Origin of the sequence: Pantoea sp. S62, assembly GCF_016658625.1 — a bacterium.
In the GTDB taxonomy this organism is placed as follows: domain Bacteria; phylum Pseudomonadota; class Gammaproteobacteria; order Enterobacterales; family Enterobacteriaceae; genus Pantoea; species Pantoea vagans.
In genome coordinates, this window is sequence record NZ_JACVVI010000001.1 from 223494 (window position 1) to 247518 (window position 24025).

18 protein-coding genes are annotated in these 24025 nt (G+C 55.7%); 13 read left to right on the plus strand and 5 right to left on the minus strand.

Translation table 11 applies throughout. The features are described from left to right. The 11 genes from IBT54_RS01015 (at position 1) to IBT54_RS01065 (ending at position 14325) form a co-directional block, all read left to right on the plus strand. Entirely contained in the window at positions 1 to 1293 is a 1293-nt protein-coding gene (locus tag IBT54_RS01015) for a lysine N(6)-hydroxylase/L-ornithine N(5)-oxygenase family protein (RefSeq protein WP_201251339.1), read from the plus strand. Between the two features lies 1 nt (position 1294). After that, positions 1295 to 3649: a GNAT family N-acetyltransferase gene (locus tag IBT54_RS01020; protein ID WP_201251340.1), complete on the plus strand. Its 2355-nt coding sequence runs from the start codon at positions 1295 to 1297 to the stop codon at positions 3647 to 3649. 77 nt (positions 3650 to 3726) lie between these two features. Continuing rightward, on the plus strand, positions 3727 to 4956 hold the full coding sequence (locus IBT54_RS01025) for an MFS transporter (protein ID WP_201251341.1): 1230 nt from the start codon (positions 3727 to 3729) through the stop codon (positions 4954 to 4956). Positions 4957 to 5169: 213 nt separating this feature from the next. Next, complete coding sequence (locus IBT54_RS01030; RefSeq protein ID WP_201251342.1) at positions 5170 to 6804, plus strand: TIGR04028 family ABC transporter substrate-binding protein; 1635 nt, start codon at positions 5170 to 5172, stop codon at positions 6802 to 6804. Between the two features lie 12 nt (positions 6805 to 6816). Continuing rightward, the gene (locus tag IBT54_RS01035) at positions 6817 to 7758 is read left to right on the plus strand and encodes an ABC transporter permease (RefSeq protein ID WP_201251510.1); all 942 of its coding nucleotides are present in this window, start codon (positions 6817 to 6819) and stop codon (positions 7756 to 7758) included. Continuing rightward, positions 7755 to 8600: an ABC transporter permease gene (locus tag IBT54_RS01040; RefSeq protein WP_201251343.1), complete on the plus strand. Its 846-nt coding sequence runs from the start codon at positions 7755 to 7757 to the stop codon at positions 8598 to 8600. The genes IBT54_RS01035 and IBT54_RS01040 overlap by 4 nt, the downstream gene beginning before the upstream one ends. Beyond that, positions 8597 to 10216: an ABC transporter ATP-binding protein gene (locus IBT54_RS01045; protein ID WP_201251344.1), complete on the plus strand. Its 1620-nt coding sequence runs from the start codon at positions 8597 to 8599 to the stop codon at positions 10214 to 10216. Before IBT54_RS01040 ends, IBT54_RS01045 begins: the two co-directional genes overlap by 4 nt. Beyond that, the gene (locus tag IBT54_RS01050) at positions 10213 to 11220 is read left to right on the plus strand and encodes a putative FMN-dependent luciferase-like monooxygenase (protein WP_201251345.1); all 1008 of its coding nucleotides are present in this window, start codon (positions 10213 to 10215) and stop codon (positions 11218 to 11220) included. Before IBT54_RS01045 ends, IBT54_RS01050 begins: the two co-directional genes overlap by 4 nt. Beyond that, entirely contained in the window at positions 11217 to 12308 is a 1092-nt protein-coding gene (locus tag IBT54_RS01055; protein ID WP_201251346.1) for an alkylhydroperoxidase domain protein, read from the plus strand. The genes IBT54_RS01050 and IBT54_RS01055 overlap by 4 nt, the downstream gene beginning before the upstream one ends. A gap of 11 nt (positions 12309 to 12319) precedes the next feature. Beyond that, positions 12320 to 13459: an amidohydrolase gene (locus IBT54_RS01060; protein ID WP_201251347.1), complete on the plus strand. Its 1140-nt coding sequence runs from the start codon at positions 12320 to 12322 to the stop codon at positions 13457 to 13459. A 20-nt stretch (positions 13460 to 13479) separates the two neighbouring features. Further along, entirely contained in the window at positions 13480 to 14325 is an 846-nt protein-coding gene (locus IBT54_RS01065) for a VOC family protein (protein WP_013196320.1), read from the plus strand. A gap of 114 nt (positions 14326 to 14439) precedes the next feature. Here IBT54_RS01065 and IBT54_RS01070 read toward each other — a convergent pair whose 3' ends face one another. The 3 genes from IBT54_RS01070 to fhuE form a co-directional block, all read right to left on the minus strand. Further along, positions 14440 to 14850, minus strand: coding sequence for a type II toxin-antitoxin system HigA family antitoxin (locus tag IBT54_RS01070; RefSeq protein WP_095707827.1), 411 nt, complete (start codon positions 14848 to 14850; stop codon positions 14440 to 14442). A gap of 20 nt (positions 14851 to 14870) precedes the next feature. After that, a complete protein-coding gene (locus IBT54_RS01075) occupies positions 14871 to 15149 on the minus strand; it encodes a type II toxin-antitoxin system HigB family toxin (RefSeq protein ID WP_201251511.1) in 279 nt (92 codons plus the stop codon). A gap of 356 nt (positions 15150 to 15505) precedes the next feature. Beyond that, positions 15506 to 17728, minus strand: coding sequence for a ferric-rhodotorulic acid/ferric-coprogen receptor FhuE (fhuE, locus tag IBT54_RS01080; RefSeq protein ID WP_201251348.1), 2223 nt, complete (start codon positions 17726 to 17728; stop codon positions 15506 to 15508). 443 nt (positions 17729 to 18171) lie between these two features. Between fhuE and pagP the strand changes: the two genes are divergently transcribed. Beyond that, entirely contained in the window at positions 18172 to 18744 is a 573-nt protein-coding gene (pagP, locus tag IBT54_RS01085; RefSeq protein ID WP_013196324.1) for a lipid IV(A) palmitoyltransferase PagP, read from the plus strand. Positions 18745 to 18761: 17 nt separating this feature from the next. On the opposite strand, the gene IBT54_RS01090 is transcribed toward pagP, so the two are convergent. After that, the gene (locus tag IBT54_RS01090; RefSeq protein ID WP_236262752.1) at positions 18762 to 19901 is read right to left on the minus strand and encodes a site-specific integrase; all 1140 of its coding nucleotides are present in this window, start codon (positions 19899 to 19901) and stop codon (positions 18762 to 18764) included. A gap of 275 nt (positions 19902 to 20176) precedes the next feature. Here IBT54_RS01090 and IBT54_RS01095 point away from each other — a divergent pair, with 275 nt between their 5' ends. Continuing rightward, positions 20177 to 22351, plus strand: a complete 2175-nt coding sequence (locus IBT54_RS01095) for a TonB-dependent siderophore receptor (RefSeq protein ID WP_201251350.1) — start codon at positions 20177 to 20179, stop codon at positions 22349 to 22351. Between the two features lie 67 nt (positions 22352 to 22418). Here the strand turns inward: IBT54_RS01095 and IBT54_RS01100 are convergent, their stop codons facing one another. Further along, complete coding sequence (locus IBT54_RS01100; RefSeq protein ID WP_201251351.1) at positions 22419 to 23528, minus strand: SDR family oxidoreductase; 1110 nt, start codon at positions 23526 to 23528, stop codon at positions 22419 to 22421. Positions 23529 to 24025: the final 497 nt, after the last annotated feature.

Sequence of the window (24025 nt, forward strand, 5' to 3'; positions counted from 1 at the left end):
ATGAATAATCCCGTTTATGACTTTATTGGTATCGGCATCGGCCCGTTCAACCTTAGCCTGGCCTGTCTGAGCGAGCCGGTTGAGGGGCTGAATGGTCTGTTCCTGGATGAGAATCCGGGCTTTGACTGGCACACCGGCATGATGCTGGAAAATGCGCATCTGCAGACGCCGTTTATGGCCGACCTGGTGACGCTTGCCGATCCCACCAGCCCGTACAGTCTGCTCAACTACATGAAGGAAAAGGGAAAGTTATACTCTTTTTATATCCGTGAAGACTTCTTTCTGATGCGCAAAGAGTATAACCAGTACTGCCAGTGGGCCAGCTCAAAACTCTCTAATCTGCGCTGGAACAGCCATGTCGAGTATGTCAGCTATGATGAAGCCGCCGGAATCTATCACCTTCAGGTGACCGACACCCGAAGTGGTGAAAAGCAACGCTATCAGGCGCGTCATCTGGTCCTCGGCACCGGGCCGAAGGCCTGGATGCCAGCGTGCAGCCAGCCGCATCGTCAGCGCCTGACGCACTCCAGCCACTATCTGGCTAACAAAGCAGAACTGCAGCAGAAACGTTCGATTACCGTACTCGGCAGCGGCCAGAGCGCCGCGGAAATCTACTACGACCTGCTGACTGATATTGACCGCTTTGGTTATCAGCTGAACTGGATCACTCGCGCGCCGCGTTTCTATCCGCTGGAGTACACCAAGCTCACGCTGGAGATGACCTCACCAGAGTGGGTCGACTATTTCCATGCCCTGCCCGCCACCACCCGTGACGAGCTGAATGCGCGCCATAAGAATCTCTATAAAGGCATCAACAGCAGCTTAATCAATGACATTTATGACCTGATGTATGTGAAACAGCTCGACGGTGATCTCAACGTCAACCTCTTCACCCACTCGGCGCTGACCGCGATGCGCTGGCTGCCGCAGGGCGAATTCGAGCTGACGCTGCATCAGGAGGAGCAGGATTGCACCTTCACCCGTCGCACCGAAGGACTGGTGATGGCGACCGGCTATCACTATCAGCCGCCGATGTTTTTAGAAGGCATTACCGCACGCCTGCGCTGGGATGACAAAGGCCGCTACGACGTGCAGCGCAACTACAGCATCGACAATCATAATCAGATCTTCGTGCAGAACGCCGAGCTGCATACCCACGGCTTTGTCACGCCGGATCTCGGCATGGCCTGCTACCGCAACTCTGTGCTGCTGCGTGAACTGACCGGACGCGAGGTCTACCCGATTGAGCGCCAGATCGCCTTCCAGACCTTCCCGGCTAAATCGGAGCACTGAGATGAAATCACAACCGCTGTTCAGTGCCGATCGCCCCGCAGGCACGTTCACCCTGAGACCCATGCTGGAGAGCGATGCCCCCCTAATCCACAGCTGGGTCACCCGTGATTACGCCCGCTTCTGGGGCATGCAGCAGCAGAGCCTGGTGCAGGTCGCGGCGTTCTACCAGACGCTGACGGCAACGGATCCGCATGCAGCGCTGATTGGCTGCTGCAACGATCAGCCCGTCTGCCTGATTGAGTGCTATCGCGCCGGCGACGATGAGGTCGGTAAATTTTATCCGGCCGCGCCTGATGATTACGGCATGCACATTCTGATTGCCCCGGCCAGCAAGCCGATTAAGGCCTTCAGCTGGCAGGTCTTCACGCTGGTGATGGACTACATGTTCAGCCGCCCCGAGGTGCGTCGCGTGGTGGTCGAACCGGACGTGCGCAATGAAAAAATTCACGTGCTGAATAAGCGCGCCGGGTTCCACTACCAGCACACCATCGACATGGGCCATAAAACCGCCTGGCTGGCCTTCTGCCAGCGGGAAGATTATCAACACGCGTTACAGCAGGAGTCGCAGACCATGAACATCCTCCCATCACTGACAGACGGCACGCATCTGACGGGCGACCACTGGGCGCAGGCAAACCGCATGCTGATCCGCAAAGCAGTTGCTGAGTTTGCGCATGAAAAAATCATTGCGCCGCAGGAAACGGACGATGGAAGTTATCAGCTGGCGGTGCCGGGCGGTGAAGCAACTTACCATTTCCGGGCGTCGCGGCTGGCGCTGGATCACTGGGAGATCGACGCAGATTCCCTGCGCAAGCAGGAGAACGGTCACGCGCTGCCGCTGGATGCGCTGAAATTTATCGTTGAGTTTAACGGTGAGATCGGGATTCCGCAGGCGCTGCTGGCAACTTACATGGAAGAGATCAGCAGCACGCTGTGCAGCAGTGTCTATAAGCTGCAGAAGAATAACCCCGACAGCCAGGCGCTGGTTGCAGCCGATTTCCAGACGGTAGAAGCGGCGATGACCGAAGGCCATCCCTGCTTTGTTGCCAACAACGGACGTATTGGCTTCGATGCACAGGACTATCTGGCCTATGCGCCGGAAGCGGCCGCGCCCGTACATCTTATCTGGGTCGCGGTCCACCGCCGCAACGCCCATTTCTCCAGCCTCAGCGAGCTGAGCTATGAGCAGCTGATGCGTGATGAGCTGGGCGACACTACCGTGGAACAGTTCAATGCGCAGCTGATAAAGAAAGGGCTGGCGACAGAGGACTATATCCTGATGCCGGTACATCCATGGCAGTGGCAGAACAAACTGCTGACCGTGTTTGCAGCGGACATCGCTAATCACGATATTGTTTATCTCGGCACCGGCGATGACGCATACCAGGCGCAACAGTCCATCCGTACCTTCTTTAACCGCAGCCAGCCTGAAAAGCGTTACGTGAAAACCGCGCTGTCAGTACTTAACATGGGCTTTATGCGCGGTCTGTCACCCTACTACATGGCGACAACACCTGCGATAAACGGCTGGCTGGAACAGCTGGTGGCGGGCGATGACTGGCTGAAACGCTGTGATTTCCGCATCCTGCGTGAAGTTGCGTCGGTTGGCTATCACAACCGCTACTACGAGCAGGCGATCAAAGGCGACTCCGCCTATAAAAAGATGTTTGCTGCGCTGTGGCGCGATAATCCAGCCGCCAGCCTGCAACCGGGCCAGCGTCTGATGACGATGGCCTCTTTCCTGCACGTCGATCACCACCAGCAGCCACTGCTGCCCGCGCTGATCGCGGACTCCGGTTTACCTGCTAAGCAGTGGATTGAACGCTATCTGACCTGCTATCTCAGCCCGCTGCTGCACTGCTTCTATCAGCACGATCTGGTGTTTATGCCGCACGGTGAAAACCTGATCATGCTGCTGGAGAACAACGTTCCGGTCAGCGCCTATATGAAGGATATCGGCGAAGAGATCGCCGTGATGAACCCGGACGCGGTGCTGCCGGAAGGCGTGCAGCGTCTGGCCGTCGAAGTGCCGGAGGAGCTTAAGTTGCTCTCCATCTTCACTGATGTGTTTGACTGCATCTTCCGCTTTATCAGCGCGATTCTCGATCAGTCAGAGACGCTGCCGGAAGACGATTTCTGGCAGGCAGTGGCGCAGTGCGTGAAGGATTACCAGCAGGCGCATCCGGAGCATGCGACTAAATTCGCGCGTTATGACATGTTCGCGCCCGAGTTTACCCGCTCCTGCCTGAACCGCCTGCAGCTGGCGAATAACCAGCAGATGATCAACCTGTCCGATCCCGCCGAGAACCTTAAGTTCGCCGGTACGCTGGTCAACCCGATTGCCCGTTGGCGCTAAGCGTTACACTGTCACTAAGTAATTATGCGGTCACCCTGGTGGCCGCTTTTTTAATGGTTTTATTGCAGGAATCTTCAATGGCTTCTTTTCAACCGCTGGCAAAGCTGACCCGGCGACATCTGATCTTTCCGCTTTCTCTGGTGCTGTTCGAGTTCGCTACCTATATCGCCCATGACATGATCCAGCCCGGCATGCTGCTGGTGACCCAGGAATTTAAAGTCGGGCCAGAGTGGGTCTCCACCTCGCTCACTGCCTATCTGTTCGGTGGCATACTGCTGCAGTGGCTGCTGGGTCCGCTCTCGGATCGTATCGGGCGACGTCCGGTGCTGCTCAGCGGCGTGGCCTTTTTTATGCTCTCCTGCATCGCGACCCACTGGGTGCAAAGCATTGAGCAGTTTGTCCTGCTGCGGTTTCTGCAGGGGATCAGCCTCTGCTTTATCGGTGCGGTGGGTTACGCAGCGGTGCAGGAGGCGTTCACGGAGTCGCTGAGCATCAAAATGATGGCGCTGATGGCCAACGTTGCCTTGCTCGCCCCGCTGGCCGGGCCGCTGGCTGGCGCGGCTTTTCTGACCGTGGGAGAATGGCGCACCCTGTTCTGGCTGATTGGTGCGGTTGCGGCGCTGGCGCTGGCCGGGCTGTGGTATGCCATGCCTGAAACAGCAGGCGATCGTCAGAAACCGCTGTCGCTGCGATCGATTATCAGTGGTTACGCGGCGTTGCTGAAGGATCGTCAGGTGATGCGTGGTTCACTGGCTATCGGACTGGTCACCGTACCCTGCATCGCCTGGGTGGCGCTATCACCCGTGATTTTGATCCACGGCGCGCAACTCAGCCGCATCGACTATGCCCTGCTTCAGCTGCCGGTCTTTGCCGCGATGATTGCGGGCAACCTGACGCTGGGCCGCTTATCCAGCCGTCTGCCGATTGAACAGCCGATACGGCTTGGTGCCTGGCCAGTAGTCTGCGGACTGGCTATTGCGGCGGTCGCTACCCTGCTGGATCCGCAAAGTTATCTGTGGCTCACCGCCGGAATGAGTCTTTACGGCTTCGGCACCGGGCTGATTAACGCCGGACTGTATCGCATGACACTCTATTCCAGCAATGCCGGAAAAGGCAGCGTGGCGGCAATGCTGGGCATGATAAGCATCCTGATTATTGCACTGGGCATTGAAGCCGCCAAAACCGCGTATTTCAGCTTTGGAACCGGGGGCTTCAGCCTGGTGAACCTGATCTGCGGGCTGCTGTGGCTGGGTCTGGTGAGTGCGTTCCTGCGTGCAGGCCAGCGGAAATTATGTGCCGAATTGTAATAACACCCCTGCTGGTCGTTAAGAAAATATAAACCCGCGGAATGGCAGATTTTTATTTGCCATTCCGTATATTCAAACCATTCATAAATTCCCACTCACTCCCGCATTTATTATTTTCAGATAAGCTTTGACCAAATCGTTACTTTATCTGTGTGATGCGTCATTCGATGATGATTCCGCCTGCTGAGGCAATTGATAACAAAGGAATTCACCATGACGACGTTATTTCCCCTTAAACCACGCGCACAGACGCTGGTTTTTACATTACTTGCCGGGACTCTCACTTTTAATGCAGTGGCCGCGCCGGTCAAAGGCGGCACGCTGATTTATCTTGAACAGCAGGCACATACCAACCTCTATCCGCCCGCCGGTGGCTTTTACCCGAATGGCGGCATTCTCAATCAGATTACCGATAAATTAACCTGGCAGAATCCTGAAACATTACAGGTGGAACCCTGGATTGCGGAAAGCTGGACCACCAATGCCGATAAAACCGAATACACGTTTAAGTTACGTCCTGGCGTGACTTTTTCCGACGGCACGCCATTAGATGCTAACGCGGTGGCGAAAAACTTTGATACTTACGGGCTGGGAAATAAAGCGCTGCGCCTGCCGGTTTCGGAAGTGATTAATAACTACGACCACAGTGAAGTGATTGACCCGCTGACGGTGAAGTTTTATTTCAAAAAACCCTCGCCCGGATTTTTGCAGGGCACCGCCACGATTGGCTCCGGCCTGGTGTCGCTGAGTACCCTGGCACGCAGTTTCGATCAACTGGGTGATGCCCGGCATATCATCGGTTCCGGGCCATTTGTGGTCAGTGATGAGAAGCTCGGTCGTGAAGTGGATCTGGTGGCGCGCAAAGAGTACCAGTGGGGCCCGAAAAACATCAGGCAGCAGGGGCCGGCTAACCTCGACGGAATTAAAGTGATTGTGACGCCGGAAGACAGCGTGCGCATCGGTGCGCTGCTGGCGGGCCAGGCGGAACTGATTCGTCAGGTGCAGGCTTATGATGAGAAGCAGGCGAAAGATCAGAACTTCCCGGTTTATGCCGCGCCGACCCGGGGCGTCAACGACAGCCTGAGCTTCCGCCCCGATAACCCGCTGGTGAGTGATATCCGGGTGCGTCAGGCGTTGCTGCACGCCACTAATGCGAAGCAGGTGGTTGAAACGCTCTTCTCTCCCAACTATCCGCAGGCAACCTCGGTCGTCGCGACCACCGCTGCGGGCTACGTCAATCTGGCGGACAAACTGACGTTTGATCTGGCGAAAGCGAAGACATTGCTCGACCAGGCGGGCTGGAAACCGGGCGCAGATGGCATCCGGGAGAAAGCGGGCCAGCGACTGGCTCTGACCGTCTATGAATCCCTGCCACAGCCGCAGAACAAAGAGGTGCTGCAACTGGTCGCGCAGCAGTGGCGACAGGCGGGGGTTGCCCTCACCGTCAAAGCCGGTGATGCGGGCAGCAAAACGCTGGATAACCTCGATCCCCTGAAGACGCCGCTTAACGTTACCGAAGTTGGCCGCGCCGATCCCGACGTGATCAAAAGCAGCTTCTACCCGGCTAACCGCGACAACCTGCTGCAGAAAGGTGGCTCCAGCGACAAAGTAAAAAACTTCCGTGATGACAAACTTAATCAGCTGCTGGTGGACGTCTCCTCCGAAGTTGATCCGGCAAAACGCCTGCAGCTGACCGGTGATGTTCAGCGCTATCTCCTGGACCAGGCCTATGTGATTCCGATTTTTGAAGAGCCGCAGGTTTATGCAGGCGCGCCCTGGCTGAAAGGGGTCAGTTTTGAAGCGGTAGGCCGTCCGGCGCTGTATGGTGCCTGGCTGGAAAAACAGTAACCGGAGGTGATGATGCGCCACTATCTGCTGCAACGCGCCGGTCTGGGACTGCTGGTACTGTGGGCTGCGTTTACCCTGTCATTCGTGCTGTTGCAGGTGCTGCCGGGTGATGCGGTGTTGATCAAGTTTCAGAATCCGGATCTCGGCCTGAGTCCCCAGCAGATTGCTGAGATGCGCCAGGCCTATGGCGCAGACAGCCCGCTGTGGCAACAATATCTGCATACGCTGGCGGCGATGCTGCATGGCGAGTTCGGCTATTCGGTGCAGGCGGGCGTGCCGGTCAGTGAACTGCTGACCAGCAACCTGCCGGGCACGCTGCGACTGGCGCTGTGCGGATTCCTGCTGGCAACGCTGCTGGCTTTCGTGCTGGCGACCCTCTCAAGGCTGCCCGCCCTGCGCTTCCTGCGTAATCTGCTGCAGTCCCTGCCCGCGCTGTTTATCTCCGTGCCGACCTTCTGGCTCGGCATCGCCCTGATTCAGCTCTTCTCATTCCAGCTGCGCTGGATCCCGGTCATCAATCCCTCGCCCTGGCAGGGACTGATTCTGCCGATTATCACCGTCGCGGTTCCAATCTCAGCGCCGCTGGCACAGATTCTGCTGCGCAGCATTGATGAGGTTTCCACCCGGCCATTCGTGGCGGTGGCGCGGGCCAAAGGCGCCAGCGAGCACTATGTCCTGTGGCGGCACATCCTGCGTAACGCCATGCTGCCGGTGCTTACCGTGGCGGGTCTGCTGCTCGGCGAACTGATTGCCGGCGCGCTGATTACCGAAACGGTGTTTGGGCTGGGGGGGCTGGGTCAGCTGACGCAGCAGGCGGTGAACAATCAGGATGTCGCAGTTTTACAGGCGGTGGTGATGATCTCCGCGCTGGGTTTTGTAGTGATTAATCTGCTGGTGGATCTGCTGATGCCGCTGTTTGATCCGCGCTTACAGCTCTTAAGAGGTGCAACATGAGTCTGGTTGATTACGCGGCCGCCCGACAATCCGTCCCGTCCAGGCGTTACCGCTTCGCACCGGGCCTGTGGCTGGCCGTATTCGTGATGCTGCTGGCCGTGCTGGCGGCCCTTTTCCCGGCCCTTTTTACCCAGGCCAACCCGCTGGAAGGCATCGCGGGCGCACAGCGGCTGGCACCGCAGACCGGACACTGGCTCGGCACCGACCAGCTTGGCCGCGATCTCTTTGCCCGCATCGTTTACGGCGCGTCACATTCGCTTTCCGCTGCGGTCATGGCGGTAGCGATCGGACTGCTGGCCGGAACCGCGCTGGGCGTCCTGGCGGGCGCCACGGGCGGCAAAACTGAATCGATCGTGATGCGCGCCGTGGATGTGCTGCTGGCGATCCCGCCGCTGCTGCTCTCACTGAGCGTGCTGATACTACTCGGCTTCGGCACCCTGAACGCCGCGCTCGCAGTGGGCATCGCCTCCATTGCCAGCTTCGCCCGGCTGGCGCGGGCCGAAGTGGTGCGCATTCGCCACAGTGAATATATCGAGGCGGCATATGGCAGCGGCGGCCGCTTTTTTAGCGTGCTGTGGCGTCACATTCTGCCCAATGCGCTGACGCCGGTGATTGCCTATGCCGCCCTGCAGTTTGGTCAGGCGATTCTGGCGCTGTCGACCCTGAGCTTTCTCGGCTACGGCACGCCGCCGCCGGTGCCGGAATGGGGTCTGCTAATCGCTGAAGGGCGTAATTATCTGGCTACCGCCTGGTGGCTGACCACGTTTCCTGGTGTGGTGGTGGTGGCTGTCGTGCTCGCCGCGAACCGCATCAGTCAGCAACTTTCAGGAGGACGCCGATGAGCGCTCAGCCGTTACTCGCAGTCAACAACCTGACCCTAAGCTATCGCCGTGGCAACCAGTGGCTGCCGGTGGTGCATAATGTCAGCTTCGAACTGCACGCAGGTGAGATGGTGGCACTGGTCGGGGAATCCGGTTCCGGTAAAACCACCACGGCACAGGCCATTATGGGCCTGATGGCGGAAAACGGCCGCCGCGAAGCGGGTGAAATCCGGCTCAACGGCGTCGATATCAGCCAGTGGTCACAGAAGCGTTTCGACTCGCTGCGCGGTGCGCGCATCAGCCTGGTGCCGCAGGATCCTGGCAACTCCCTGAATCCGGTGAAAACCGTCGGCGAACAGGTGGAGGAGATCCTGCGCCTGCATCTGCGATTACCGGGAGCACAGCGCAAGCAGCGGGTGATCGATCTGCTGACCCGCGTCGGTCTCAGCCACCCGGAACAGCGGGTTACGCAGTTTCCGCATCAGCTGTCAGGCGGCATGAAGCAGCGTGTTTTGATCGCTATCGCCCTCGCCCTGCAGCCGGAGATCATTATTGCGGATGAGCCGACCAGCGCGCTGGATGTCACGGTGCAGAAGCGCATTCTCGATCTGCTGGATGACCTGCGGCAGGAATCCAGTACCGCCGTGCTGTTCGTTACCCACGACCTGGCGCTGGCGGCGCAGCGTGCAGACCGCATCATTGTTTTTCGCCACGGTGAGGTTCAGGAATCGGGACGCACCCCCCAGGTCATCAGCGCGCCATCACATCCCTACACCCGCCAGTTACTGAACGATGCTGCGCCGGACCGACCCGCCCGCGTTAAACCTGCGGCCGCCCGATTTTCTGCCCCGGCAATCCGGGCAACCGGCGTGATGAAAAGCTTTTCGCTGGGTAAACAGCAGCGATTACAGGCACTGAACAACGTCAGTTTTCAGGTGGCACGCGGCACCACGCATGCGCTGGTCGGCGAATCCGGATCCGGCAAAACGACACTGGCACGCATCGTTCTGGGCTTTGAAACCATCGATAGTGGCGCAGTGACGCTGGACGGCATTGTGGTCAATGGATTGCGCGGCGAGGCATTGCGTCAGCTGCGCCGTAAGATCCAGTTTGTTTATCAGAACCCCTTTGCCTCGCTCGATCCCCGCCAGACGCTCTATTCAATTATCGAAGAACCTCTGCGTAACTTTGACAAGCTGAACCGCAGCCAGCGCCGCGAACGGGTGGAAGCGATCACCTCGCGGGTGGCACTGCCACTCTCCCTGTTATCACGTCAGCCGCATGAACTTTCAGGCGGCCAGCGGCAGCGTGTAGCCCTGGCGCGGGCGCTAATCTGCGAGCCTGAAATCCTGGTGCTGGACGAGGCGACTTCGGCGCTGGATGTCACGGTGCAGGCACAAATCCTCGACCTCTTGCAGCAGCTTCAGGCCGAGCTGGGGCTGACCTATCTGTTCATTACGCACGATCTGGCGACGGTGCGACAGATTGCCGACAGCGTCACCGTTTTAAAAGCGGGCGAAGCGGTGGAGCAAGGTGACGTTGTCACGATATTCAGCGCACCTCAGCATCCCTACACGCGTGAACTGATTGGTGCGATCCCTCCGCTCGTTCCGTTAACGCACAAGGAGTCAGCATGAGCCGACGTCTCGGATTTTTTACCCGACTGCTGGATAACGTCCCGGCTAAACAGCGCTATCAGCTGGCTACAGAACAGATTCAGCATGCCGAGCGCTGTGGCTTTGATACAGCATGGATTGCTCAGCATCACTTTCATGAGGATGAGGGCGGACTGCCTTCGCCGCTGGTTTTCCTGGCGCACGCCGCCGCCCATACCCGCATCATCCGGCTCGGCACTGCCATCATCACGCTGCCGATGGAAAATGCACTACGGGTCGCAGAAGATGCCGCAGTACTGGATTTGCTGTCGGACGGACGGCTGGAGATCGGGCTGGGATCGGGCGGCACGCCGGACTCGTTTTTACCCTTTGGCCTGACGTTTGCCGAACGCGGCGCGGCATTTGCAGACAATCTGCATACGCTGCTCAGTGCCTGGCGCGGTGATTCGCTGGGACATCCGGACAATCATCTCTGGCCCGCCGCGCCGCAGCTCGCCGGACGCGTGTGGATCGCCACCTTTTCAGTTGAGGGCGCAATCCGTGCCGGCCAGGGCGGACACGGTCTGATGCTGTCGCGCACCCAGCCACGGCCAGCAGGCCAGGCAGAACGTCCGCTCGATGCGCTGCAGAATCCGCTGATTGATGCCTATCTTGCGGCACTTCCGGTGGGAATTGAGCCGCGTATTCTTGCCTCCCGCACTGCCTTTGTCGCGGACTCAGACTACTACGCGCGTCAGATCGCTGAACCGGGCATTCGCAAGCAGGCTGCTCAGTACCGTGGCGAAATTCGCGGTGAAAGTTTTGATGACCTGCTGGCACAGTTTGATGCCCATGTTGGCGGCATCGATCAGGTCGCGCGCTCACTGGCGCAGGACAGCGTGCTGCCTCGCGTCACCGATATCTCATTCCAGGTGCATTCAGCAGAGCCTTCGCATGCCGACACGCTGCGCTCGATTGAGCTGATTGCCGGACATATTGCGCCCGCACTTCGTGCTGCTGGCGAACCAGACAGGAGAATTTCATGAGTCAACCTGACGATTTGATTACCGCACTGGCGGATATCGATCCCGCTTCCGCACTGGCCCACGCGCGCCAGACACGTCATGCCGCGACGCGCCATGCCCAGGGCAGCTACAACGTGTTATTTGACCAGGGCGATGACGATTTTCCGTTAGCCGAGCGACGCCTTCTGTCCGCAAAAGTCGCAGGCTGGCATGACCGGTCGGAGCTGCAGACGCACTATCAGCCGCAGCAGCCCGTGCCCGACAGTGATCGGATTAGCGCCGCGCTGGATTTCGCGCATCGCCTCACCTTCGAGCCGGTTGCCGCTACACCTGCCCATCTGGAGACGCTGAAGCAGGCGGGCTGGAGTCCGCGTGGCATTGTCACGCTGGCGCAGCTGGTGGCGTTCGTCAGTTTTCAGAGCCGGTTAATCACAGGCCTGCGCAGCCTGCAGGGCCATGAAGCCGCGGCTGAAGCGGCACCGGTCGTCGCCGGTCACTGGCATGAGGCACTGAAGACCGCCAGCGGCAAAACGGCGCTGACCGCGTTTACGCAGCAGGAACTCGGCTGGGAGCCGTGGCTGCCCGCCAGACCGCTGGCTGAATTCAGTGAGGAGGAGCAGGCGACACTGGCAAAATTTGGTCACACCGATTCCGACTATTTCCGTCTGCTGGGGCGTAACCTGCCGCTGCTGGAGCAGCGTACCCTGACCGACAAAGGCATTTTCTACACCGCTGGCGGGCTGCCGCGCGCCGAACGTGAGCTGGCCGCCACCGTGGTCAGTAAGGTCAACGGCTGTATTTATTGCGCCTCGGTTCATGCGCGTAAAGCCAGCCAGCTTTCAAAGCAGGATGACGCAATACAGAAGCTGCTGAATGTCGCGCCCGGCGCAGTGTTATCCCACGGACACACTGCCCGCTGGCAGCCGATCATCGCCTTTTCGGCTGCGCTGTCACTAACCCCTGCGCAACCTGCGCAGTCGCAGATTGCTGCACTGCGCGAGCAGGGTCTGGATACGCTCGACCTGCTCGACCTGATTCAGTCCACCGCCTTCTTTGCCTGGGCCAATCGCCTGATGCTGACGCTAGGCGAGCCTTTTCTGCCGGAATAACAGGGATAAACATGACATTGCCTTTAACTGAACAACTGGTGCAGTGGCGTCGCGAACTGCATCAGCATCCGGAACTTTCAAACCATGAATTTGCCACAACTGAGCGTATTGCCGGCTGGCTTGAACAGGCGGGTATCCGGCTGTTGCCGCTGGGGCTGAAAACTGGCGTGGTGGCAGAAATCGGTCACGGCGAATCACTGATTGCCCTGCGCGCGGATATTGATGCGTTGCCGATTGATGAAATCACCGATCGCCCGTGGCGATCGCAGGCGCCGGGCGTCATGCACGCCTGCGGTCACGACGTTCACAGCGCGGTAATGCTGGGCGTCGCCCTGCAGCTTAAACAGCAGGAAGCCACGCTGCCAGGCCGGGTGCGGATTCTGTTTCAGCCCGCTGAAGAGACGTTTAATGGCGCTCGTCAGCTGATTGATGCCGGTGCGCTGGAAGGCGTACAGGCGATATTCGGCCTGCACAATGCGCCCGACCTGCCGCTCGGTACGCTGCGTAGTCGGGCGGGCGCGTTTTATGCCAACGTCGATCGCTTTGTGATCCGCGTTGAAGGTAAAGGCGCGCATGCGGCACGACCGCAGGAGGGCATCGATTCGATCGTGATTGCCAGCCATATTGTGACCGCTTTACAGACGCTGCCAAGCCGGGTGTTCAGCTCGCTGGAGACGGTGGTGCTGAGCGTGACGCGCTTTACCGCCGGGAATACCTGGAACGTGTTGCCGCAAAGCGTTGAGCTGGAGGGCACCGTGCGCACCCACAATGGTGAGATCCGGACGCAGATCCCCCACCGCATCCGCTCGCTGATTCAGGGCATCGCCGCCGGATTTGGCGCGACCGCTGAACTGGAGTGGACCGAGGGGCCGCCCGCTTTGATTAACACGCCAGGCTGGGTGGATGTGGCACTGGACGTCGCCCAGCAGAGCGGTTATCTCGCGGAGTATGCTGAGTCGCCGCAGATGGGCGGAGAAGATTTTGCTTTCTATCTGCAACAGGTGCCCGGCGCGTTTGTCAGCATTGGCAGCGCCAGCGAATTTGGCCTCCATCACGCCGCCTTCGATCCGGATGAAGCACTGATCGGCCCGGCAGTAGAATACTTCACGCAGCTGGTCCCGCGCGCGTTGCAGATTGTGGCGGCGCAATGACCAAAAAAAGGAGTGCAGCGATGTCTGTTCCGGTTCCGCAACCGATTCTGGATCACGCAGTGATTAACGTGGCCGACCAGCTCGACAGCGCCAGCGCGCGCTTCCGGCGGCTTGGCTTTCAGCTCACAGAGCGCGGTCATCATTCGCTGGGTTCGAGTAATCATCTGGCCATCTTTGGCGAAAATTATCTTGAGTTGCTCGGTTATGAACCCGGCAAAGGTAGCCAGCGCGCCGATCTCTGGCAATCGCCGCTGGGATTGAGTGGCCTGGTGTGGAAAAGCAGTGACGCCGACAGTGAGTTTCAGCATCTGGAACGTCAGGATCTGGATGGCGATCCACCCGCCTCTTTTCATCGTCCGGTCGATCTGCCCGACGGTACGGTCACTGAAGCGCGCTTTCGTACCGTGCGGCTGCGCCCTTCGCTGATACCCAATGGCCGCAGCTTTTTTTGCCAGCACCTGACGCCTGAAGCGGTATGGCAGCCTGCATGGCAACGCCATCCCAATGGCGTGCGGAACATCAGTGAATTTGTCATTGTGGCGCAGGACCCGGCGCACTCGGCTCAGGTCTATAGTCGTCTCTTTGGTGCCGCAAAAGTGCTTGCCTGCCCTGAAGGCGCCTTTGTCCTGCGTGCCGGTGCCGCCACGGTTCGATTTGCGTCAGCAGAGTATGCGCAACGTCGTTTCGGTCCGCTGCCAGAAGACTATGATGGCAGCGCCCGGATGGTTGCGCTGGGTTTTGAGACCGGCGATCTCGCGCAGGTCAGAAACGCACTACAGGCAGGTGATATTGCGTATCAGGAGCAGACAGAGGCGATTGTCGTGGAGTCAGGTGAAGGGTTTAATCTGGCTTTGCGTTTTACGTGAAGTGCGGGCCTGCGTTGTGATGAAAAACGCCTCGGCTAAGGCGTTTTTTTATCCATCGGAGTGATAAAGCAAAATGACTTTTGGCGTTTGATCGGCCTTTAGAGTCGCCTTAAATCAAAAAAACGACGATGGTGACAGGCCAAACCGCGCACACAATGCTCGTATGTGTGACACGGTCAACTGACGTTCGCCGCTGAGGATTCGGCTGACCAGCGACTTTTTGCCAATTTCATTTTCAAAGTCACTCAGGCTGAGGTTGTGCTGCTCGATCAGTACCCTCAAAACGCCAGGCCCGGTGCTGATTTCACCCTGACGGCTATTAAAGTCGGCCATCGCAGGATCATTATCTTCATAATGAGCAATGCGGGCACAAAGCAAATCTACCAGCGGATTATCCGGCTCATGTTCAATAAGGTATTCGACCAGTTTCAGTGCTTCTTCATAATCATGTCGCTGGTTGCTGCCGGCCAGCAGTGGCACTGCTTCTGCCAGCTGATTTGACAGCCTGATAGCTTCAGTATTCATTCGGTTACCTCCCGATATTTCTAAACAAGCTTGTCGTACTCAGCGTGAGTGCAGATATGTTTGATGAAGATTTTGCTGCGCTCAAAATCCGCGAAAAATATCACGCGCAAAGGGTTGTTGCTGACGTCAATGACCCACCATTTAGCGCGATACTTCATACGATCAAGGCTTGCATAAAGCCCCCTGAGATCGTCAGGACCACAGAAATCGCCCTGTCTGAGGTGGCGGTAAAGCAGATCCAGTGCTGCCGCTGCATTGGGATGTTTTCTGGCCGCCTCGTCAAATGGCACGCGTGAAATAACATGCGCTCCATTGGCTCCTGACTGTTTCCATTATGGAAACCATCTTTCAAAATGGCTGAGCGTTGACAAGATGGAAACGCAGAAACCTGCTTGTTCCCGAGTACTTAATACGCCTTAAGCTGATGTAAAAATGCCGGCAGAGGCTTCATTAATATGAATATAGATAAAGGGTTGCTGATATGAATCATCGAAATGCACAGGCAACATTGCACTTTGCTGTCGGACGATAATCCTGACTGTGCTCAGAAATCTTTTTCTGGAAAAATTGTGCCAACAGAAGCGAGAGATAGCGGGCTGGATAATAAAAAAACGCCTCAACCGAGGCGTTTTTCACAGGCTTACCCGCAGATAAATCAGAAGGTGTAGCTGGCGGTTACCGCGAAATTGCGTGGCTGGCCGTAAACAACGGAGCTGGCCACGTTGGTGTCATACTCTTTGTCGAACAGGTTATTGAGGTTGCCCTGCAGCGACAGATTTTTGTTCACCTGATAGCGGGCAAACAGATCAACCAGTGCATAGCTGCCCTGACGGGCGCGCCATGTGCCGTTGCCTTCCGGCCCACCGACGTCGTTCCAGATATGTGTCTGCCAGTTCACGCCGCCGCCCAGCGTAAGCTGCTGCAGCATCGGCAGGCGATAGCTGCTGAACAGATTAAAACTGGTCTGCGGTAACTGTGGATTAAAGGTACTGCCATCCCGGTTTTCCGCAATGTAGCGTGTGCCGCCAAAGGTCATCTGCCAGTTGTCGGTCAATGCGCCATTGACTTCAAACTCGACGCCACGACTCACTACGCCTTTACGGCCAATGTAGGCCACATCGCCTGAACCCTGAATGGTCTGGGTGGTGGCTTCTCCGACGTTATCCAGTTCGGTGCGGAATACAGAAACAGAAGCAGTCAGGCGACTGTCCATCCAGTCAGATTTCAGCCCGGCTTCGTAGTTTTTCCCGATAACCGGCGACAGATAAGCGCCACTGGCATCGCGATAATCCTGAGGCTGGAAGACCGAGGTATAGCTGGCATAAGCAGACCAGTTTTCAGCAAAGTCATAAATCAGCCCGCCATACGGGGTGATGTTATTTTCTTCCGCTTCCCCGCCTGGCGTTTCACGATTCCAGTTGGTGTAACGCGCGCCAAGGATCAGGTGCAGCGGATCGGCAAGCGACAGGCGGGTCGCCATGTAAGTCGACTTCTGGCGAACCAGCTGGGTATCGCTGGCGGGCAGACGTGGCGTCCAGTCTGACTCCGGGTACTGGCCATTGAAATCGTTGTAGTTGCCCAGCGACTCAGAGGAAATATTCTCAAAGGTGCTGAAGTACTTGTTATCCTGGCGGGTATAATTGACGCCCACCATCAGCTCATGCTGACGGCCCAGCAGTTCATACGGGCCGCTGGCAAAGGCATCGACGGCATCGACTTTGCGCTTCCCGGTGTTATAACCGGTTCCGCCCACCACAGGATAGTTGGCATAGGAAGAGACGCCCGCGCCCGTGTTGCGCTCGAAATAGCCATCAAGATAGATCTGCTTACTGTCCAGACGCATATCGGTGTGCGTGCCGTTTAACGTAAGGTTCCAGCCGTTGTCGAAGTCCTGCTTCAGGTTCACAAAGACTTTACGGTTCTCTTTATCGTTGTAGGCCCAGTCCGGCGCCGTGTTGTAGCCGCGTCGGGTATGAATCTGCGTGCCGTCGGTGTACCAGCGCGGTGCGCCGCCCCACATCGTGGAGTCTGTATTGACCTGGCTGAACTCATAACCCACCGACAGCGTGGCAGAGTCGGTGAGATCAGCGTCAACCACGCCATAGATAAACTGTTTTTTAGCACCATAACGCTCAATGAAGCTGTTATTGTCCTGCCAGCCGGCGACCATGCGGCCACGAACATTGCCGGACTCACTGAGTGGCGCGGAAAGATCGGCCACGTAGCGTTGCTTGTTCCAGCTGCCGTAGCTGGCGGAAACGGTGCCACCGAACTCTTTGCTGTCCGCATGCTTGCGCACCATGTTGATGGCAGCAGACGGATTGCCCGGCCCGGTCAATAGCCCGGTCGCCCCGCGTACCACTTCAACACGCTCATACAGCGCCATATCGGTCTGTGCATCGCCCAGATTCCAGCGCTCCGCAAAGGCGGTAGGAATGCCGTCGACCATGTAGTTATCGATCAGAAAGCCGCGCGCATAGTAGTTGGTGCGGTCCATATCGCCACTGATTCCATGAATGCCGGTGGTGTTGGACAGCACATCATTCAGTGACTGGAGCTGCTGATCGGCCATACGCTGAGTACTGACGATGCTGACGGACTGCGGCACATCACGTACGGTGCCCAGCATCTTGGTGCCGGCACGAGTCACCGGAACGCTGTAATCCGTATGGGGTGACGTTGTCACGGCATCATCAGTTGATGCGCTGACCGTTAGCGTCTGCTCGCTGCTGGCAGCCGGTGTGGACGTTTCTGCGGCGCGGGCGACATTATGTGCCAGTGACGAGGCGACGATGACGGCCAGTAAGGAGAATTGGAGTGGGCGTTGCAGAGCAGACGTACCCGTAACCCTGGGGTTCTGAAGATCGAAAGCGTTCATTAATTCCTCAATTATCTTTATGTTTTTATGCTGCCACTGTCACGACCTTGCATCCTGCGGACATCACTGCCCTGCTTAGGGTTTGAGGAACCAGAAACCCTTTCCATGAGCGCCTGTGCGCGGGTGTGATGAACTTTCAAAGCAAATGAGAAATATACGCATTGCGATTATCATTGCAAGATTTTGTTAACAAATAATGCGAGTTTTTTCAGGATAGCGTCTGCACGTTCAGGTTTTTTAAAGCCTGCTAATAAGAAGCGGTTGTTAAAATAGCCGATGAATAAGCGAACGATGAGAGCAGCAGGAATGCCGTCTCGCTTTTATTAATTATAAAATCCTGCTTCAGCCGCTCATTGACCTGAAGTTGCCACTCTTTGTGCGACAATACCCGCCTTGATGCTTTTATTTCCTTATTTAACACCAGACTTTGCAGGTATTCGCACATGCGCAAAACTTTAACTCTTAAAGCGCTGATGATGACAACCACCGTTTTCACTGCTTTTACAGCTCACTCCGCCACGCTGGTCCAGAATGTCAGCGCAGGCTGGGAAAGCTTCAGTGATAAGGTTGCCACAACATGGCAGCAGCCAGAGGGAATCGACTTTTATCTGCCCGCGATTACGTGGCATAACCGTGCCACATACGATCGGGAACACATCAATAAATATAATGAAAGGCCCTGGGGCGCAGGCGGGGGGATCTCCCGCTACGATGAAAAAGGTAACTGGAACGGCATCTATTTAATGGCATTCAAAGACTCCTTCAATAAATGGGAGCCTTTTGGGGGTTATGGCTGGGTAGCGACATGGCGTCCGCTGGCTGACCAGAATTTTCACTGGGGTGCAGGTTACACGGCAGGCGTTACCGCGCGGCATAACTGGGACTATATACCGGTGCCAGCATTGCTGCCGCTGGCCTCAATCGGCTATGGCGATCTCGATTTCCAGATGACCTACATACCGGGTACGCATAATAACGGTAACGTCTATTTTGCCTGGCTGCGCTACCACTTCTGATCGTGAAAACAGCAACGTCAGCGTGACATCGCCATGATGGAGAGATTGCTTAAAATGAGGGTCTCGCCATCATAGCGATGTCGCAGCAGATGATAGCTTTCGCATTCAATAATCTGCTTAACCGCATCCGAAAAGGTATTCATGGCGCTGCGCATCTGGCTCAGATAGTCATGGGTATCATAGACCCGATCGATCCCTTCCAGCGCATGGTTCATGATTTTGCGGGCGACATCATTAGGCGTGTCGAGGGCAGAAAGTTTTGATCGGGCGGTGCGGCGCAGATCGCGTGGGGTAAATGACTCCAGTCCCAGCCCACGCGGAGCGCGGATCATCCGCCGCAGAGCCTGATTCAGCGCGCCTTTTGACAGCGGCTGTTGGGGATCGCGTGGCGCGGACACCAGCCATGGCGAGTCCGGATCGGCGGCATTAAGTAACGCTTCGATGCACTGCCGCATCAGCGGTGAAATCGGCAGCACATGCTCGCGCTGTGATTTATTGCGGGTGCCCTGCATCCACAATCCTAACTGCAGATCGAATTCCCCTTTCTGCGCCTGCACAATCTCATCCGGCCGTCGGGCGCTGACCAGACATAAACGCAGCGCCCAGCGCGCCTGCTCCGATAATGCCCAGTTATCCAGACCGTGCCAGAAAACCCAGATTTCCGCATCGGTCAGTTGCCGGCTGCGCGGTGGCGTAGCACGACCTGCGACATCCCGTTTTTTCATCGAGGCAATAGGCGAGTGATCGAGATAGCCCTGCATCTCGGCCCATGCGAGGAATTGTTTGGTCAGCGCGAACACCCGACGCGCCTCCTCCTTTTTACCGTCGGCAATCAGGATGTTGTAAAGCCGGTTGAGGCGCAGACGGTTCAGCGTTTTGAGCGGCTGCGATCCGATGTTGGGCAGAACGTGTTTCAGCAGAGACGAAACGGCGATTTCAGGACGCCGCCGGCTGATCAACAGTGACAGTTTTACCCAGACCTTCATCACCTGCTCTACCGTGCCTTCATCGCCAAAATTATCCAGTTCGCTCAGCGAAGCTGCTTTAACCTGCTCCAGCCAGATAAGGACATGACGACCAACATGTGCTGAGCGCGCTGCAGTTATTGTCGAATCTGTTATCACATTATTACCTGTTGCCCGTTTCAGAGCCGCCATTCTACCCACCCATAAGCTATGACTCCAGACCTAATAAGTCTGGAGTCACAATGACGTATTCTGAGCCATTCTGAGAGACTTTTCGGGTGATGATAAAGAAGTGTTTTTGCGACCTGTTTTGCTCATCTGAGTGGTCAGGCTGATGCATGAGCAGCCCACTGTCAGGGGATGTAAAGATGCCTTACCGAGATATACAATGATAACTATTATCATTTTCATACGCATTTGCTTGCATACCTTAACGATTCAGGGAGATTTTCTAAGTGAATGTAACCATGCGTGTCCATAAGCGCCCTGCCGCACTGCTGCTGGCTGGTTTGTTGAGTACTTCTGCTAACGGCGCTACTCAGGAAGAGACTGAAAAGCTGGCTGATGATGAAACGATGCTGGTCACGGCTGAACAGGAGTTAAAACAGCAGCCCGGCGTTTCAGTCATTACCTCACAGGACATTGAAAAGAATCCGCCGGTCAACGACCTCTCCGACATCATCCGTAAAATGCCAGGCGTCAATCTCACCGGTAACAGCGCCAATGGTGTACGCGGTAACAATCGTCAAATCGATATTCGCGGCATGGGGCCGGAAAACACGTTGATTCTGATCGACGGTGTGCCAACGACCTCGCGCAATTCAGTGCGTTACAGCTGGCGTGGCGAGCGTGATTCCCGTGGCGACTCTAACTGGGTACCGCCGGAAATGGTTGAACGAATTGAAGTTATTCGTGGACCGGCGGCAGCCCGTTACGGTTCAGGCGCTTCTGGCGGTGTGGTTAACATCATTACCAAACGTCCGACAAATGACTGGAGCGGATCGCTGTCGCTCTACACCAACCAGCCAGAAGATGATAATGAAGGGGCAACCCGACGCGCCAACTTTAACCTGAGTGGTCCGCTGGCGGGTGATGCGCTGACTATGCGGCTTTATGGCAACATCAATAAAACTGACAGCGATGCTTTCGATATCAATCAGTCGCATAACGGCTCCGGCGCGGCCGGCCGTGAAGGCGTTCGCAACAAAGACATCAACAGCGTGTTGTCCTGGAAGATTACGCCATTGCAGGTGCTGGATTTCAGCTATGGCTACAGTCGTCAGGGCAATATTTACGCCGGGGATACTCAATACAGCAACGGTGCCGGTAATAAGCTTATCGAATCTCTCGACGGGTCGGAAACTAATCGTCTTTATCGTCAAACCTGGGGCCTGGCCCACAACGGTATCTGGGACTGGGGGCAGTCAAAACTGACCTTTAACTATGAGAAGACGAACAATACCCGTCTGAACGAAGGCACCGCGGGCGCGGGTGAAGGCCGAATCAACAGCAATACGTTTTCGACCAGTCGCTTTGAAAGTTACCGGGCGGGAGGTGAAGTCAGCTTCCCGCTGGAATTGCTGCGTGAACAGACCGTCACGCTGGGCGCTGAGTGGAACCGTGATGAGCTGAACGATCCCAACTCCATGAACGGCACCAGTGCGCCGGGCGTTTCGATTGATGGCATCAGTGGTGATGCGGGCAGCCGCAATAGCAAAAACAGCGCGACGCTGAGTTCGCTCTATTTCGAAGATAACATCGCCGCGACCGACAGCACTGAGGTGATACCGGGTTTGCGCTTTGATTATCACGATACTTTCGGGGCGAACTGGAGTCCGTCGCTGAATATTTCTCAGGCGCTGGGAGAAAGTTTTACTCTGAAAGCGGGTATCGCCCGTGCATTCAAAGCCCCTAACCTTTATCAATCCAGCGAAGGCTATTTACTGGCTACACGAGGCAATGGCTGCCCGGTCAACGTGACGAGCGGCAGCTGTTATCTGCTGGGTAATCAAAATCTTGATCCTGAAGTCAGCGTCAATAAAGAGCTGGGTATCGAGTTCAGTCAGAATGGCTATATTGCGGGTCTTACCTGGTTCCGCAATGACTACAAGAACAAGATCGTCGCCGGGACCGATGTGCTGGGTTACGCCTCTAATGGCAACAATATTCTGCAGTGGAGCAACGGCGGCAAAGCAGTTGTTGAAGGTCTGGAGGGTAACGTAACGATACCGCTGGTCAGTGATGAACTTGAGTGGCGGACTAATGCCACTTATATGATCCAGTCAAAGGATAAAAAGACCGGCAATCCGCTGTCGATTATCCCGGAATACACCATCAACTCCATGCTGGACTGGCAGGTGACGCAGGATTTCTCTGCTAACCTGAACTGGACAATGTATGGCCGCCAGAAACCACGCCAGTATGCGGAATCCCGCACAGAAAATGGCTCAATGTCGAATCGTGAAGTCGGGGCTTACTCGGTATTCGGGGTTAATTTCAATTACGACATTTCCAAAAATCTGCGTGCCAATGTCGGTATTAATAACCTGCTGGATAAGCAGCTCTACCGGGAAGCAGATGGGGCATCGACCTATAACGAGCCAGGACGTGCTTATTATGCCGGTCTGACCATGACGTTTTAATCAACACAAGCGCTTCCGGCTGGAAGCGCTTTTTTCCTCAAACCACACTCTTCCAATTCGTTTTCAACTACTTAAAGTCAACCTGCATCAATTCGGCAATCGTTGAATCACGTGTTGTCAGCACACAGCGGTCCAGGTAATCGGTAAATCTGGAAGGCTTATTCATGCCAAGCTGTAGCAGTTTGGAGTTATCAAACACCACATTCAGGTTTGAGAAGTGGCCATACAGGTTCATTGCGCGCAGCATGATACGTTCATTGCAGGGTCCAAACAGATCCTTAAACGTTCTTCTGCTATCTGACAGCTGTTTATAGGACACCTTCTGGTAGTCCATACCCAGCGCCTTGTTTCCTGATGCTCTGGCCATCGCCTCATCAATTTCCGCAAACGTAACACTGCTGTGTGTCCCGGCAGAGATATGAATGACTTCATTAATGACGTTTTCTGCGTCAAGCAGCAGAACCAGTGCATCCGCGCAGTAATCAACCGGAACCACATCAATACGATCGTCGAGGTCGCAGGTGAATTTACCCAACGCCAGTGCCATTCTGAATACCCAGAAAATGCTGGCTGAAGGCAGGCATCCCTGATCGGAATGACCTACCACAATCGATGGACGGGCAATCACCAGTGGCAGGCGTGGCAACTTCTCTGTCATCAGCTTTTCAATTGAAGCCTTACTCCAGGTGTATTCAACGACATGTTGATCCCGGCTGGAGTTGAGGCCGCCCTCAGTGACCAGTGAGCCGGGTTCCGGCGCACAGGACATAGCGGTTCCAACGTGGATGAATTTCTTCAATCCTTCAACACGGCTCATTCGTTCGGCAAACCGGAACGTGCCCTCAACGTTCACTTTCCAGATAGTGGGATTATTACCAAATGAGGCGACAGCGGCGCAATTAATGACATGGGTAACATCATTAAGTCGGGCGTCATGAATAAAATCGTCTGTAAATGCCAGGTCACCCAGAATAATATTTTCAGGTGCTATCGTATTGATTACTGACTCATTTAAGCCAAAGTTCTTCAGGTTGGCTTTAAGCCTGTTTAACCCTTCGTCAACGGTCTCGCCTCTGACCAGCAGCAGCAGTCGATCCTGAACTCTGCTCTGCAAAAGATTTGCTACGACAGCCCCGCCTAAAAACCCTGTTGAACCGGTAATAAGGATATTTTTCATGATAGTGCCATTCACGCTGGTTGAAGAAAGGAAAGCATTAACAAACGTTTCCCCGAACAGAAAACTATTCAAATAAATAAATGAAGGAATGTTGTGGTTAAACTATTTATGACGAGCAGACCGGAAAATCAGATTTAATTCTGGACCAGTCGCTCACGCTCTGCCAGCCTGTCAGTGAGCTAGCCAGGCCAGTATAACGCTGAAAGTTAACGCCAGGCTCAACAGAACTAAAGATATTTCATCAAAATTATTCATTTAGGTTTTGTTTATATATCGACGTAAGAACATGGAATAAACAGGTGCTTTTGGCTGCCTCTTCGGACAGTCACATATAAACAACTTTTCTCATTTGGGATCAAGTTTTATTTGTTTTATTTTTACAGAACTTAGCCTGTTATTTATAACCTAGCAAGATTAAGAATTTATTAAGAGAAAGGCAGTCGTCAGAATATACTCGAAAATTAAACGAAAATTGTTTAAATAATAAATCTGCAAAG